Annotated in this window: 13 protein-coding genes; 5 read left to right on the plus strand and 8 right to left on the minus strand. The window is 66.6% G+C overall.

The window, feature by feature from the left end; all coding sequences use genetic code 11:
• Position 1 precedes the first annotated feature (1 nt).
• Positions 2 to 1051 carry an AbrB family transcriptional regulator gene (locus tag ASC94_RS11650; protein WP_056394618.1) on the plus strand — a complete coding sequence of 350 codons (1050 nt, stop codon included), beginning with the start codon at positions 2 to 4 and terminating at the stop codon, positions 1049 to 1051.
• A gap of 114 nt (positions 1052 to 1165) precedes the next feature.
• Here the strand turns inward: ASC94_RS11650 and ASC94_RS11655 are convergent, their stop codons facing one another.
• The 4 genes from ASC94_RS11655 to ASC94_RS33650 all read right to left on the minus strand — a co-directional run bounded on the left by ASC94_RS11655 (position 1166) and on the right by ASC94_RS33650 (position 3650).
• Positions 1166 to 1828, minus strand: coding sequence for a GNA1162 family protein (locus ASC94_RS11655; RefSeq protein WP_056395048.1), 663 nt, complete (start codon positions 1826 to 1828; stop codon positions 1166 to 1168).
• On the minus strand, positions 1828 to 2196 hold the full coding sequence (locus ASC94_RS11660; protein WP_056394621.1) for a DUF4810 domain-containing protein: 369 nt from the start codon (positions 2194 to 2196) through the stop codon (positions 1828 to 1830). Before ASC94_RS11660 ends, ASC94_RS11655 begins: the two co-directional genes overlap by 1 nt.
• A gap of 8 nt (positions 2197 to 2204) precedes the next feature.
• The gene (locus ASC94_RS11665; RefSeq protein ID WP_056394623.1) at positions 2205 to 2882 is read right to left on the minus strand and encodes a CsgG/HfaB family protein; all 678 of its coding nucleotides are present in this window, start codon (positions 2880 to 2882) and stop codon (positions 2205 to 2207) included.
• Positions 2883 to 3017: 135 nt separating this feature from the next.
• Entirely contained in the window at positions 3018 to 3650 is a 633-nt protein-coding gene (locus tag ASC94_RS33650; protein ID WP_082616420.1) for an energy transducer TonB, read from the minus strand.
• Between the two features lie 150 nt (positions 3651 to 3800).
• Here ASC94_RS33650 and ASC94_RS11675 point away from each other — a divergent pair, with 150 nt between their 5' ends.
• Both ASC94_RS11675 and ASC94_RS11680 read left to right on the plus strand, forming a co-directional pair.
• Complete coding sequence (locus tag ASC94_RS11675) at positions 3801 to 4442, plus strand: response regulator transcription factor (RefSeq protein ID WP_056394624.1); 642 nt, start codon at positions 3801 to 3803, stop codon at positions 4440 to 4442.
• Positions 4442 to 5725 (plus strand): sensor histidine kinase, encoded by a 1284-nt coding sequence (locus tag ASC94_RS11680; RefSeq protein ID WP_056394626.1) that lies wholly within the window; start codon positions 4442 to 4444, stop codon positions 5723 to 5725. Before ASC94_RS11675 ends, ASC94_RS11680 begins: the two co-directional genes overlap by 1 nt.
• Positions 5726 to 5739: 14 nt before the next feature.
• Here the strand turns inward: ASC94_RS11680 and ASC94_RS11685 are convergent, their stop codons facing one another.
• The 3 genes from ASC94_RS11685 to ASC94_RS11695 all read right to left on the minus strand — a co-directional run bounded on the left by ASC94_RS11685 (position 5740) and on the right by ASC94_RS11695 (position 8585).
• Entirely contained in the window at positions 5740 to 7194 is a 1455-nt protein-coding gene (locus ASC94_RS11685; protein WP_082616421.1) for a DUF3999 family protein, read from the minus strand.
• A 166-nt stretch (positions 7195 to 7360) separates the two neighbouring features.
• Positions 7361 to 8161 carry a DUF2145 domain-containing protein gene (locus ASC94_RS11690; protein WP_056394630.1) on the minus strand — a complete coding sequence of 267 codons (801 nt, stop codon included), beginning with the start codon at positions 8159 to 8161 and terminating at the stop codon, positions 7361 to 7363.
• Between the two features lies 1 nt (position 8162).
• Complete coding sequence (locus ASC94_RS11695) at positions 8163 to 8585, minus strand: hypothetical protein (protein WP_056394632.1); 423 nt, start codon at positions 8583 to 8585, stop codon at positions 8163 to 8165.
• Between the two features lie 132 nt (positions 8586 to 8717).
• Here ASC94_RS11695 and ASC94_RS11700 point away from each other — a divergent pair, with 132 nt between their 5' ends.
• Both ASC94_RS11700 and ASC94_RS11705 read left to right on the plus strand, forming a co-directional pair.
• A complete protein-coding gene (locus ASC94_RS11700; protein WP_056394634.1) occupies positions 8718 to 9449 on the plus strand; it encodes a helix-turn-helix transcriptional regulator in 732 nt (243 codons plus the stop codon).
• A gap of 87 nt (positions 9450 to 9536) precedes the next feature.
• Complete coding sequence (locus ASC94_RS11705; protein WP_056394636.1) at positions 9537 to 11423, plus strand: MFS transporter; 1887 nt, start codon at positions 9537 to 9539, stop codon at positions 11421 to 11423.
• An 89-nt stretch (positions 11424 to 11512) separates the two neighbouring features.
• On the opposite strand, the gene ASC94_RS11710 is transcribed toward ASC94_RS11705, so the two are convergent.
• Positions 11513 to 13018, minus strand: a complete 1506-nt coding sequence (locus tag ASC94_RS11710) for a response regulator (RefSeq protein WP_056394638.1) — start codon at positions 13016 to 13018, stop codon at positions 11513 to 11515.
• Positions 13019 to 13020 lie beyond the last annotated feature (2 nt).

Genomic DNA, 13020 nt, shown 5'->3' on the forward strand with positions numbered 1-13020 from the left:
CGTGAAACCCGGCCGGGCCTTCCTCTCCGCGCTGGCGGCCGGCATCCTGGCCGCACTGCTGTGCGTGTTGCTGAACACGCCGCTGCCGTGGATGATAGGCCCGCTGTTCGCCACCGCCGCGCTGCGCCTGTGCGGCGTGGCGCTGAGCGCGCCGGTTCGCGTGCGCGAGGCGGGGCAGTGGGCCATCGGGACCGCGCTCGGCCTGTACTTCACGGCACCCGTGCTGGCTGTGCTGGCGGCGCAGGCGGGCTGGATTGCCGCCGCAGTCGCCTTCGCGCTGGCACTTGGATGCTTCTGCGCCTGGCTGCTGCACAAACTGTCCCGCACCGACCGCACCACGGCCTTCTTCGCCATGGCGGTGGGCGGCGCATCCGAGATGGCCGTGCAGGGCGAGCACCACGGCGCCAACGTCGAACGGGTGGCCGCCGCGCACAGCTTGCGCATCATGATGGTGGTGGCGATCATTCCCTTTGCCATCCGCTATTGGGGCCAGCACGGCCTCGGCATCGGCACCGACCTGTTTGTGCCAGGCGCGCGCAGCGTGCAGCCGCTTGGCCTGCTGGCGCTGATGCTGCTCACCAGCGGCGCCGCGCTGGCGCTGAAAAAGGGCCGGCTTCCCAATGCCTGGGTCATCGGCCCCTTGCTGATGGCTTTGTTGCTGACGGCCTTCGGCGTCCACCTGAGCCGCCTGCCTGAATGGATGGTGAAGGCGGGCCAGCTGTTCATCGGCATATCGCTCGGCACCCGTTTCACACCCGGCTTCCTGCACACGGCGCCGCGCTACCTGGCCAGCGTGGCCGCTTGCAGCGCGCTGGCGCTGGCACTCGCCGCCGCGTTCGGATTGCTGCTGGCGCGCGTGGCAGGCCTGAACCCCGGCACCGCCATCCTCGCCACCTCGCCCGGCGGCATCGCCGAAATGTCGCTCACGGCGCAGACCCTGCACCTGGGGGTGCCCATCGTCACCGCCTTCCACGTGTCGCGCATGGTGATCCTGGTGCTGGCGATAGGTCCGCTGTTCCGCCGCATGCGGCGCCTGCGCGCGGGCGGATAGGCGGGAAAAAAGTCTCCACGCCCTCGCCAGCGATGCGGGGGGCGAGTTTTCGCGCCATGTCGGAACTGAACTGCGCCAAACGCCTCTAACGATACGCTCGGCAGGCCTTCGGGCTTATTGCTTGAGGTAGTGTTCCGAGCGCGGCCCGTACAGGATGCCGTTGGCCTGGCCTGCCGTCAGCAGGCGCGCATTGGCCACGCCGGCCACCGGGTGCGAGGTGTCGCTGACGTTGTTGATGATCTGCTTGACGGCCGCCGCCACCAGTGCGCCGACCAGGCCGCCGCCGCCGCTGTTGCCGCCTTCGTTGTTGGAGGCGCTGGCCGCGCCGGTCCACAAGACGTTGCCGGTTTTGATGTCCACCAGCTTGGCGTTGACCGAAACCACCACCACGCTGTTGATCACCGTGTAGGTGGCGCCGTAGTTGGAAATGGTGACGTACAGCGCGGCGTCCGCGCCGAAGATCTCGTCGAGTTTCTTGATGTCGACCGCGTGGATGTCGGCGGCGCTGGTCAGGCCGTTCTGCTTGAAGGTCTCGCCCACTACGGCCACCGGCAGCACGTAGTAGCCGGCTTCTGCCAGCGGATACGTCACTTGCGCGTACACGCTGTTGCCGGCCTTGACTTCAGGCGAGTTGTTCAGCGGCGGCAGCACCAGGATGGAGCGCGGCTTGGCGGCCTTGAACGCGGTGTAGTCGTACGGCGCCTTCTGCGTGGCGCAGCCGGCGAAGAACACCGCCGGCGCCAGGCAGGCCGCCAGTTTCAGGATACGGTGCATCATCATTTCTCACCTTTTTTCGTTTTGCCGAGCAGGAAGTCCATATAGGCTGCCGATTCGGGGAACAGTTTTTTCTCAGCCTCGAACTCCGCTGCAACCTGGTCGGGCGTGCCGGCTACCGAGTACAGCATGCCCAGGTGTGCATGGAAGCCGGGCGGCACCATATTGCCCTTGGCGCTGATGAGCTGCAGGTCCTTTTCCATGGCGGCGATCTGCTGCTCCGGGCTTTCGCCCTTCAGGTATTGATAGACCTGCGGCTGGTAGCCTTCCCACTGGTACAGGGTCTTGGGCGCGGTGGCGCAGCCGGTCAGCAGGGCGCTGGCGGCCAGCGCCAGCGCGGCGGCGGCACGCGTGGTGGTGTTGCGTATCATGCGCGCTCCTATTTGCGAACGGTCAGCGCGCCGGCTTCCACGCCTGCCACCAGCTGGTCCACCGCCTGGCGCACGGCCAGGTCCAGCACCTTGCCGTTCAGGGTGGCGTCGTAGCTGGCAGTGCCGCCAAAGCCCAGCACCTCGCGGTTCGACAGGCTGTATTCGCCGGCGCCCTGGCTGGAGTACACCACTTCGGAGGTGGCGATGTTGACTACGTTGAGCGTGACCTTGGCGTAGGCCACCTGGGTCTTGCCGCGGCCCGCCAGGCCGAACAGCTGATGGTCGCCCACTTCCTTGCGGCCGAATTCGGTCACGTCGCCGGTAACGATGAAGTCGGCGCCCTTGATGTTCTGCGCCTGCTGCTTGAAGCCGGCTTCCTGCTTCATCTCGTTCAGGTTGTCGCGGTCCAGCACGTTGAAGCGGTTGGTCTGCTGCAGGTGCGAGATCAGGATAGTCTTGGCCTGGCTGCCCAGGCGGTCGACGCCATCCGAGAAGATGCCGCGCATGAAGCTGGAGCGGTTGTCGAATTTGCCGACCGCGATGGGGCTGCGCACGCCGGTGTAAGGGCGCGCCGCGCTGGCGACGGTAGGTACGGCCAGTGCCTGCGAGCTTTCGGTGGCGCAGCCGGAGAGCAGCGATGCGCCGAGCAGGGCAGCCAGCATGGCGCCAGTTTGATACATTTTCATAGTTAGCCCGGGGAGAGTGGATGGAATACGGGGATTGCACGCAGCAGGGGTGCTGGCAATTTCTCGGCAGCAATTTTACTTGATCAATTGCACTCACAATCTATCCAATAGTCACTTCCCCCGCCGGCTTGGCGATTATTCGTCCAGGCTCCACAGGTACTGCATGCGCGTCCAGGATTGCTGTGGCACGCCGTCTATGGTGGCGGGCTTGAAGCGGCAGAGGCCCAGGCCCACCTGGGCGGCGCGGTCCAGCTCGCGGAAACCGCTGGACTTTTCTACTTTCGAATCGGCCACGCGGCCGTCGGTGCCGATCAGCAGGGCCAGCGTGACGGTGCCAGTGTCGCCGTTGCGCTGCGCGTTCCTGGGGTAGTCCGGCTTGGCGCAGTTGGCCGCGTCCACCACGGCCGCTATGTGTACCGGCGTGCGGGCAGGCAAGATGCGGTCGCCGCCGGTGTCCGCAGCGGCGACGGGGCCGGGGACGGATGGCTGGGCGCGGTCCGTCAGGGGCCGGGCGGTGACGGTGGATGGCTGCTGGGGCACATTGTCCGGCGCCGGTGGCACGTAGATGTCCGGCTGGCGCGGCGCGTCCATGGGCAGGTCGGTGTACTCCACCTTGCGCGGCGGCTCGGCGGCGTCCTTCACCAGGTCCACCGTGGTTTCCGGCAAATGGAAGACGGTGATCTTGGAACTGCTCATCACCAGCACGGCCAGCGCCAGGTGCAGGGCGGCGACAACGGTGATGCCGGTCAAGTTCTTTTCGTTTTTCATGTGCGCTCCAGTTCGTAAGTGGAACCCGAAATTGCTAGGTCGTGGAAGAATAATATTCCATAAGATGGAAATGGAAAAGCAATTTCTATGGCAATGCGTGGTGTGCTATGCTTCTCTTCAGTGGAAATATTTTTTGCGAATGGATGGAGGATGGAACGAAAGATACGAGTCATGCTGGCGGATGACCATCCGATCGTAATGACGGGCTTCGCGATGTCGCTGGAGAGCCACGGCATGGAAGTGGTGGGCCAGGCGCGCACGCCGGCCGATGCGGTGGCGCAGTTCGCGGTCTTGCGGCCGGATGTGCTGGTGCTCGATATCCGCTTCGGCGAAGAGCTCACCGGCATGGACGTGGCCAGGCAGGTCCTGGCGCAGACGCCGGCTGCCAGGATCGTCTTCCTGAGCCAGTTCGACCAGGACAGCCTGATCAAGGAAACCTACCGCATCGGCGGGCGCGCCTTCATGACCAAGGACTGTGATCCGGCCGAGCTGGCGACGGCGGTGCGGCGCGCGCACGAAGGCGGACTGTATTTCCCGCCGCAGATCGCCGAACGCCTGGCGCAGCTGTCGGTGCAGGGCGAACAGTCGCCGCAGGCGCAGCTCGACGAGCGCGCGCTGGAGATCTTCACGCTCATGGCCGAGGGCCTGACCAACGCGGAGATCGCCGAGAAACTGGACGTGTCCACCAAGACCATCAGCAACATCAGCCAGGCGGTGAAAGAAAAGCTGGGCGTGCACCGGCCCGCGCTCATCACGCGCCTGGCCGTCAAGCACGGGCTGATTGAGCCCTGATGGCGCTGACGCCATGGCGTGGCTGGAGCGTGCGCACGCGGCTCCTGTCCATCATCATCGTGCCGGCGGCGTATATGTTCGTCACCTTCGTGGTGTATGCCTGGCAGGCGCCCCTGACCGAGGTGCGCGAGGAGCTGGCTGAACGCGGCCCGCTGGTGGCAAAGGTACTGGCCGACAGCAGCGAATACAGCATCACCGCCGGCAAGCTGGATGAACTCAAGGCCAGTGTGAGCCGCATCGTGCAGTCCGACAGCAGCATCCACAAGGTGGAGCTGTTCGACAAGGCGCGCCGCCCGCTGCTGCAGGTGGCCAGCCGCAGCGGGGGCCAGCCGGAACCGAGCTACTACGAAGCGCCCATCCAGCGGCGCTTGATCTGGATGAATATGCAGACCCGCACGCCCGGGCCGGAAGGCATGACGGTGGAGACGGTGGGCCAGGTGCGGGTGACCATGTCGTCCACCGCCATGCTGCGCAAGCAGACGGGCAGGTTTTACTTCGCGCTGCTGGTGGCCAGCCTGGGCCTGCTGGTGTGCGTACTGCTCGCCTGGCACCTGGCCAGGCAGTTCAACCATTCGCTGAACGCGTCCATCGGCGCGTTGCGCGAGGCCGACGCCGAGAAGCGCCGCCTGATCCGGAAGGTGAACAGCGCTGTGGAGGAGGAGCGCAAGAGCATCGCGCTGGAGATCCACGATGAGCTCAACGCCACGCTGATCGCGGTGCGGCTGGAGTCGCAGCGCATCGTGGACTTGTCGCGCAAGCTGGAGCAGGGCGCGGAAGCGCAGGAAATCGCCACCCGTGCGCAAGGCGTGATCCAGCTGGCGCTGGGCCTGTACAACAGCGGCCGCGCGCTGGTGCGGCGCCTGCGGCCGGAGGTGCTGGACATGCTGGGCCTGCAGGGCGCGATCGAAGAAATGGTGCGCCATTACGACCGCGCCGGCGCCGGCTGCCGTTTCGCGTTCCACGCCGAAGGCGATTTTTCCAAGCTCGACAGCGCGCTCGCCATCTCGGCCTACCGCACGGTGCAGGAAGCGCTGTCCAATGTGGTCAAGCACGCCAACGCCACGCGCGTGGCGGTCACGCTGCGGCGCGCTGCCGGGGCGCAGGACAGCGCGCTGCTGATCGAGATCGCCGACAACGGCAAAGGCTACGATCCGGCACAGGCGTCGGCCGGCATCGGCATCGTCGGCATGCGTGAACGCGCCGAGGCCTTCGGCGGCAGCCTGGCCATCGCCACCGGCCATCAGGGCACCACCATCACCATCCGCCTGCCGCTGGGGCAATGAGCGCCCAGCGGGCCTTATTTAGGCTGTTGGCTGCCGTTCATCTGGCGCAGCAGGGTGCGGACGAAGTAGGCCAGAAGGGCGATGCCCGCCAGGAGGACGGCCCAGAGGACCATCGTGCGCCCCGTGGCGCCCGATTCCGTCGAGGCGGCCGCCGGTGCGCTTGGCGCGCCCGGGGCGGCGTCAGCGGTGGACAGGTCGGCGTGCGCCTGCGGCAGCGCGCGCAATTCGTCTGCGCTGAAGCCGGGGGCAATCTGGGACGGCTGCAGCGCAGCCTTTTGCACGCCGGCGCGGCCGAACTTGAGCTGGTAGGGGCCGTTGCCATTGGCGAGCAATAGCAGCGTGGACGGCGTCCAGGAAACGCGCAGCGCCGGCTGCTGCGCTGAAGCCTGCTGGGCCTTCGCCACCCAGGTGTCGGTATGCGTTTCGGCGATGGCGGCATCGCCCGACATGCGCTCAACGCCTTGCTGGCTGATGCGGTAGAAGGTGGTGTTCAGCACGGGAACGAACCGCCACTCCGGCTGATGCCTGCGGTGACGGCTTGGCACGGGCTCATAGATGCCCAGCGTTACCGGAAATACGGCGTTGGCCGCGCCGAACGCCATGCCGATGCGCTCCGCCGGGATCGCGATGCTGCTGCGGTACACGAGGTCCCCGTTCTTGGCCACGCTGGGCTGCAGCAGGAGGGTGTCCAACGGCGGCGCCGCCTCGGCCGTGCTGGCGCTTTCGGCAACGATGCGCGCGAACTCCAGCGGCGTGCCGCTGCGCCAGCTGATGCGCGCGTAGCGGAAGTGCGTGGGCTGCAGCGCCATGCGGCTATTCGACAGCGTTTCGGCGTCCGCATTCGAAAGCCAGCTCAATTCGGCGGCGCAGGATGGTTCCCAGTGCTGCAGGTCGTTGCTGGTTTCCAGCCACAATTGCGCGCTGTAGCTGGGCGTCCCTGGCGGCAGCTCGAAGCGCAGCGCGGACACCGGGCGCGCAACGCCGCGCGCGTCCTGCGCGCCGTCAATCTCCAGTATCAGGTGGGACAGGGTTTCCCGCGCGGCGGCGGCCGGCGACGCGGCGCTGCTGGCGACGGACAGCAGGCGCCCGCTGCCGTCGGTGCGGATGTCCAGCCGCGTGCCCGCAGCGTCGGCGGCCGTGCCCGCGGCGGACTTCAGCGGAAAGATGCGCACTGGCAGGTCGGTTACTGTGGTGCGCGTTTGTACCGGCGGCGCCAGTAGCGCGAACGGCACAGCGGCGCCCTTGCGGTCGAAGACGCGCAGGTCGTCCAGCGCCGCCGAGCGGGAGCCGAGGTAGACCTGCTGCGGCAGGCGCAGCGCGGCCAGGCCGCTGTCCTTCGACACGCTGAGCTGGATGGCGTGGCTGTAGCCGGCAGCGCCGTCCGCCGGTGCGGCGGCGTGGCAGGCGCCGGCCAGCAGCAGCGCGGCAGCAGCGGGGCTGCGCACAGCCCGCAGGACGGCGCGTAGCAAGGCGCGTCAACCAGATGGCGCAGCTGCGCCAGGTCGCGGTCGTTGCTTGCTACCTGCCGGCTGGCGCGCCTTGCGGCGATGATGCAATAGACCGGCACCCCGATCAAATACAGCGCGAGTGCGAATAGCCCGACAATCAAGGTTTCCATGACTGCTCCTGCCCTTATCAGCGTATGGTGATCGTACGGGCTTCCTTGTCCTGCGCCTTGATGAAGCGCACGACCGAGTCTACCGTCACGGTGTCGATCAGGCCGGCCATGCGGCGCTCGTAGGGATGGTCGTCGAACGCCACATTGGCGCGGAACATGCGCGCGCCCAGGCGCGTCATGGCCGGGATCTCGACCGTGATGGGGCGGAAACCCGCCTGCTTCAGCCAGGCCTGCGCCTCGGTCCGCGTCTCCACCTGGCCCGGCTCCGCGCTGGCGGCGGCGTAGCTCTCCAGCACCCACTGGTTGGAATTCTGGTAGCGCGTGGAGTATGCGTACGACAGCATGTTGTAGCCGCTGTGGTGCAGGCGGCGCGGCGTGCTGGTGGACAGCACGCGCGCCAGCCTGGCCTGCGCATCGCGGCCCGGTATCACCAGCTGGGCTTCGTACAGGAACATATCGTCGAGGAAGAAATTCCCCAGGCCCTCGTTGAACAGCCCGGAGGTGGCGCTGCCGCAGTCGTTCAGCTCGTGCACCACCAGCCAGCGGCTGCGTTCCTGGTCGCGCCACACCAGCGCCATGTGCGAGTAGCGCAATCCGTATTTGCTCAGGTCCTGCCCGGCGCGCGCGATAAAGGCGATCTGCGCGCCGCTCTCATCCAGGGCGCGGCTGGTGCGCAGCGCCAGGTCCATACCCTTGACGACCGACTGCAGTTCCAGCGGCTTGTCTTCGCAGCTGTCGCCGGCGCGGGCGGCCGGCGGCAACAGGGCCAAGCCGGCCAGCGCGGCAGCGGCCAAGCAGGCCAGCGTTGTGCGGCGCATCTTATTGCCCCACGCGGCTGTGGTGGATCAGCGCCTGCCCGACTTCGTTCGGGATGAAGGCGATCGCCTTGCCGGACATGACCAGCACGTAACCGGTGGAGATGGCCGTCACCGTCACGGCCTGGCCCACGGCGCGCGACAGCCCTTCGGCCGCCTTGGTGCTCAGCTTGACCGAGGCAGTGGCCGCATCGGAGACGCCCTTGAGCACGACCACGCTGCCGTCGGCCGCCGCCTCCACGCTGGCAATGACCACGTAGCCCGATGCGGCCACCGCCGACATCGATCCCAGCACGACAATGCCCGCCGCGCCGGACAGCGCCTCCGAGGCGCGCGACAGTTCCGACGATTCGCCGGTGCCGGCGCCGTGGGCGAAGGCATGGGCGGTGGCAAGGGACAGCAGGGAAATCAGCAGCAGGCGTTTCATTATGAGTCTCCGGTTGGTTGGTGGACTGCATCATGACGGCCGCCGCCCCGGTGAGCAACAATTGCGCTACTAGTTGTCAAAATTTGCATGCGTGGTATCATTTTTTGATACTTATCGAGAAAGCGCTAGCCCATGTCCCATTCCAGCCTCATGATCGACGCACTGAAACGGCAATTGAAGGTAAAAGCCGTGACGTACGCGGAACTGGCCAGGCGTATCGGCCTGTCCGAAGCCAGCGTCAAGCGCATGTTCGCGCAGCGCAGCTTCACGCTGGAGCGGCTGGAGCAGATACTGGACGCGGTGGGCATGGATTTTGGTGAACTGGTGCAGGCAGCCAGCGACACCCCCCAGCTGATCGCGCAGCTGACCTATGCGCAGGAGCAGGAAATCATCGGGGACATGAAGCTGCTGGTGGTGGCGGTGGCGGCGCTGAACCTGATCCCGCTGGAGCAGATCGTGGCGGTGTACAGGATCAGCGAGGCGGAGGCGGTAAAGTACCTGCTCCGGCTGGACAAGATCGGCTTCCTCACACTGTTGCCGAACAACCGCGTCAAGCTGCTGGTGGCGCGCACCTTCAGCTGGATACCGAACGGCCCGATCCAGACCTGGTTCCGCGGCGAGGCCTACGGCGACTTCCTGGACGCGCGCTTCGCCGGCGAGCAGGAGGTGATGAAGCTGGTGAGCGTGATGCTGTCGCCGCGCTCCACCAAGTCGCTGCTGGAGCGGCTGCGGCAGGTGGCGGACGAGTTCTCGCGCCAGCACCAGGAAGACGCGCGGCTGCCGTATGAGCAACGGCACTCGCTGACCTTCATGCTGGCGGCGCGGCCCTGGATGCCGGCGGCATTTAAGACTTTGATGCGCTAGCTCATGCCGCACTGCAGTAAACCGGGTTGTCGGACCGGGGTTCCTGATGTATTTTGTCAACATTCTAATTTTGCAAAGACCACGACCATGAGCAAGCCCAGCCAGTTTTCCCTGCTGACGCAGCGCCGCTTTGCCCCCTTCTTCTGGGTCCAGTTCCTGGGCGCCTTCAACGACAACCTGTTCAAGACCGCGCTGATGGTGGTGCTGGCCTTCGAGGCGGCCAGCTGGACCAGCATGTCCGCCTCCACGGTCACCAACCTGATACCCGGCCTGTTCATCCTGCCCTACGTGGTGTTCTCCGCCACGGCCGGCCAGATCGCCGACAAGTTCGAGAAGGCCGGCCTGTCGCGGCTGGTGAAATGGCTGGAAGTGGGCATCATGCTGATGGCCGGCGCGGGCTGGATGACGCACACCTTGTGGCTGCTGATCGCGGCGGTGGTCGGCATGGGCGTGCATTCCACCCTGTTCGGCCCCGTGAAATACGCCTACCTGCCGCAGCAGCTCAAGCCCGAAGAACTCATGGGCGGCAACGGCGTGATCGAGATGGGCACCTTTGTCGGCATCCTGCTGGGCCAGGTGCTGGGCGCGGTGCTGGTGGCGTACAAGGGCGTCGGCATCGAGCTGGTGGCCGGCGCCACCCTGGCGGTGGCCGTGATCGGCCTGCTGGCCAGCTACCGCATTCCGCTCACCCCGGCGCCGGCGCCGGACCTGAAAATCAACTGGAACCCGGTCAGCGAAACCATGCGCAACCTGCGCTTCTCCAAGCAGAACCGCAGCGTGTTCCTGTCCATGCTGGGCAACTCGTGGTTCTGGTTCTACGGTGCGCTGATCCTGGCCCAGTTCCCGGTGTTCGCCAAGGATTACCTGCACGGCGACCACAGCGTGTTCGTGCTGCTGCTGACGGTGTTCTCGCTGGGTGTGGGCACTGGCTCGCTGCTGTGCGAGCGCCTGTCCGGGCACAAGGTGGAAATCGGCCTGGTGCCGTTCGGCTCCATCGGCCTGTCGCTGTTCGGCGTCGACCTGTACTTCGCCAGCCAGGGCTACACCAACGCGGCGGCGGTGCAGTGGCTGGGCTTCCTGGCGCAGGACGGCGCGCTGCGCATCCTGTTCGACATTGTCATGATCGGCGTGTTCGGCGGCTTCTTCATCGTGCCGCTGTTCGCGCTGATCCAGGTGCGCTGCGAACCGGCCCATCTGTCGCGCACCATCGCCGGCATGAACATCCTCAACGCGCTGTTCATGGTGGCGGCCACCGGCGTGGCCATCGCGCTGCTGGGGCAGGGCTTCACCATCCCCGAGCTGTTTCTCGCCACGGCGGTGATGAACGCCTTGGTGGCGGCCTACATCTTCTCGCTGGTGCCGGAGTTCCTGATGCGCTTCCTGGCCTGGATGCTGATCCATACACTGCACCGCGTCAAAACCATCGACGCCGACCGCATCCCGGAGACCGGCCCGGCGGTCCTGGTGTGCAACCACGTCAGCTATGTGGACGCCATCGTGATTGGCGCGGCCAGCCCGCGGCCGATCCGCTTCGTGATGGACCACCGCATCTTCAAGACGCCGCTGCTGGGCTGGATCTTCCGCACCGCCAAGGCGATCCCGATCGCGCCTGCCAAAGAAGACCCGTGGCTGATGGAAAAGGCCTTCATCGACATCGCGCAGGCGCTGCACGAAGGCGACCTGGTGTGCATCTTCCCGGAGGGGCGGCTCACCAGCACGGGCGAGCTCAACGAGTTCAAGGGCGGCATCGCCAAGATCATCGAGCGCAGCAAGGTGCCGGTGATCCCGATGGCGCTGCGCGGCCTGTGGGGCCACCTGCTCAGCCGCAGCAAGGACAACGTATTCGAGCGCGCCTTCCGCAAAGGCTGGCGCTCGCGGCTGGCGCTGGCAGTCGGCCAGCCGGTGGCACCGCTCGACGTCACCCCGGAACTGCTGCGCACCCAGGTGTCAGAATTGCGCGGCGACTGGAAATAATTCCTACAAGCGAGCTGAGCCGCATTTTGCCCACTTCGGGGTCTGACCCCGAAGTGGGCAAAATGCGGCTCAGCTCGATTGGGGAAGGATCAGTGGGGGCGGGCGGCCAGGCGCAGCAGGTCGTCGAAGTCCACCGGCTTGATCAGGTGCTGGTCGAAGCCGGCGTCCATGGTGCGGCGGCGTGCGTCGCTCTGGCCCCAGCCGGTCAGCGCCACCAGGCGGATCGCTTCGCCGCCGGGCTGCTGCCGGATCAGGCGCGCGGCCTCGTAGCCGTCCATGCCGGGCATGCCCAGGTCCATCACGATCAGGTCCGGCCGCTGCTGGGTGGCGGCTGCCACCGCCGCGTAGCCGTCGTAGGCGGTGCTGACGTCGAAATTCTCCAGCTCGAACAGCGCGCCCAGCGAGTCGGCGGCGTCGCGGTTGTCGTCCACCACCAGCACCTTGGTGCGGCGCCCGTTGACGCGGTCGGCCACGTAGGGCTCGGCCGCCATCGGCGCGGCAGTCGGCTGGCGCGGCAGCGGCAGCTTGATGATGAATTCGCTGCCCTGGCCTATGCCGGGGCTGTGCGCTTCGATGCTGCCGCCGTGCATTTGCGCGAACTGGCGCGCCAGGCTCAGGCCTATCCCCAGCCCGCTCGACATCTGGCCCGTCACCGTGCGGCTTTGCTCGAACATATTGAAGATCTTGGGGATCGCTTCCGCTTCCAGCCCGATGCCGGTGTCGCGCACGCTCACGCACAGCATGCCGGCCTCGCGCCACGCGCGCAGCGTGACCTGGCCGCCTTGCGGCGTGAACTTGATGGCGTTCGACAGCACGTTGGAATAGATCTGCACCACCCGCGCGTAGTCCGCTTCCAGCACCAGGTCCAGTTCCGGCATGTCCTGCTCCACGCGGATGCGCTTGGCGCCGGCGGCCTGCTGGCTCAGCTCCAGCACGTGCCGCATCACCACGGAAAATTCGATGGCGTCGCGCCGCAGTTCGATCTTGCCGCTGGTGATGCGCGCCACGTCCAGCAGGTCGTCCACCAGCCGCGTCAGGTGCACCACCTGGCGTTCCACCACTTCCTTGATGCGCTCGGCCTGCGGCGAGCCGGGGAACAGGTTGGGCAGCAGCGCGGCCGAGGTGCGGATGGGCGCCAGCGGATTGCGCAGCTCGTGGCCCAGGCTGGCCAGGAACTCGTCCTTGCGGCGCGTCGCTTCGCGCACCTGGTACTGCTTGTCGCGCGCTCGCAGCTGGGCGTGCAGGGCGGCGATCAGGGTCACCGTGCGCACCGGGCGTTCCAGCAGCGTGAGGTTGCCCAGGCTGATCACGGCACGCCGCACCAGCAGCGAATCGCCGCCGCGGTGGGTCAGCAGCAGGATAGGCAAGTCGGACCAGTTGGGCTGGTGTTCCACATAGTCGGCCAGCAGGCGGAAGCCGCTGGCCGACAGCGCTTCTTCCACCGTCAGCACGGCGCCGGCGCCCTGCATCAGTTCCTGCCGCAGTTCGCCCACCGTCTCGCACACGTGGCAGTCGATGCGCGCCATGTCCAGCACCTTGTAGCACAAGGCGGCGTTTTGCCCGGTGGGCGCGTAGACAAGGATGCGTTTTTCCATGG

The organism is Massilia sp. Root418, assembly GCF_001425265.1.
In the GTDB taxonomy this organism is placed as follows: domain Bacteria; phylum Pseudomonadota; class Gammaproteobacteria; order Burkholderiales; family Burkholderiaceae_D; genus Rugamonas.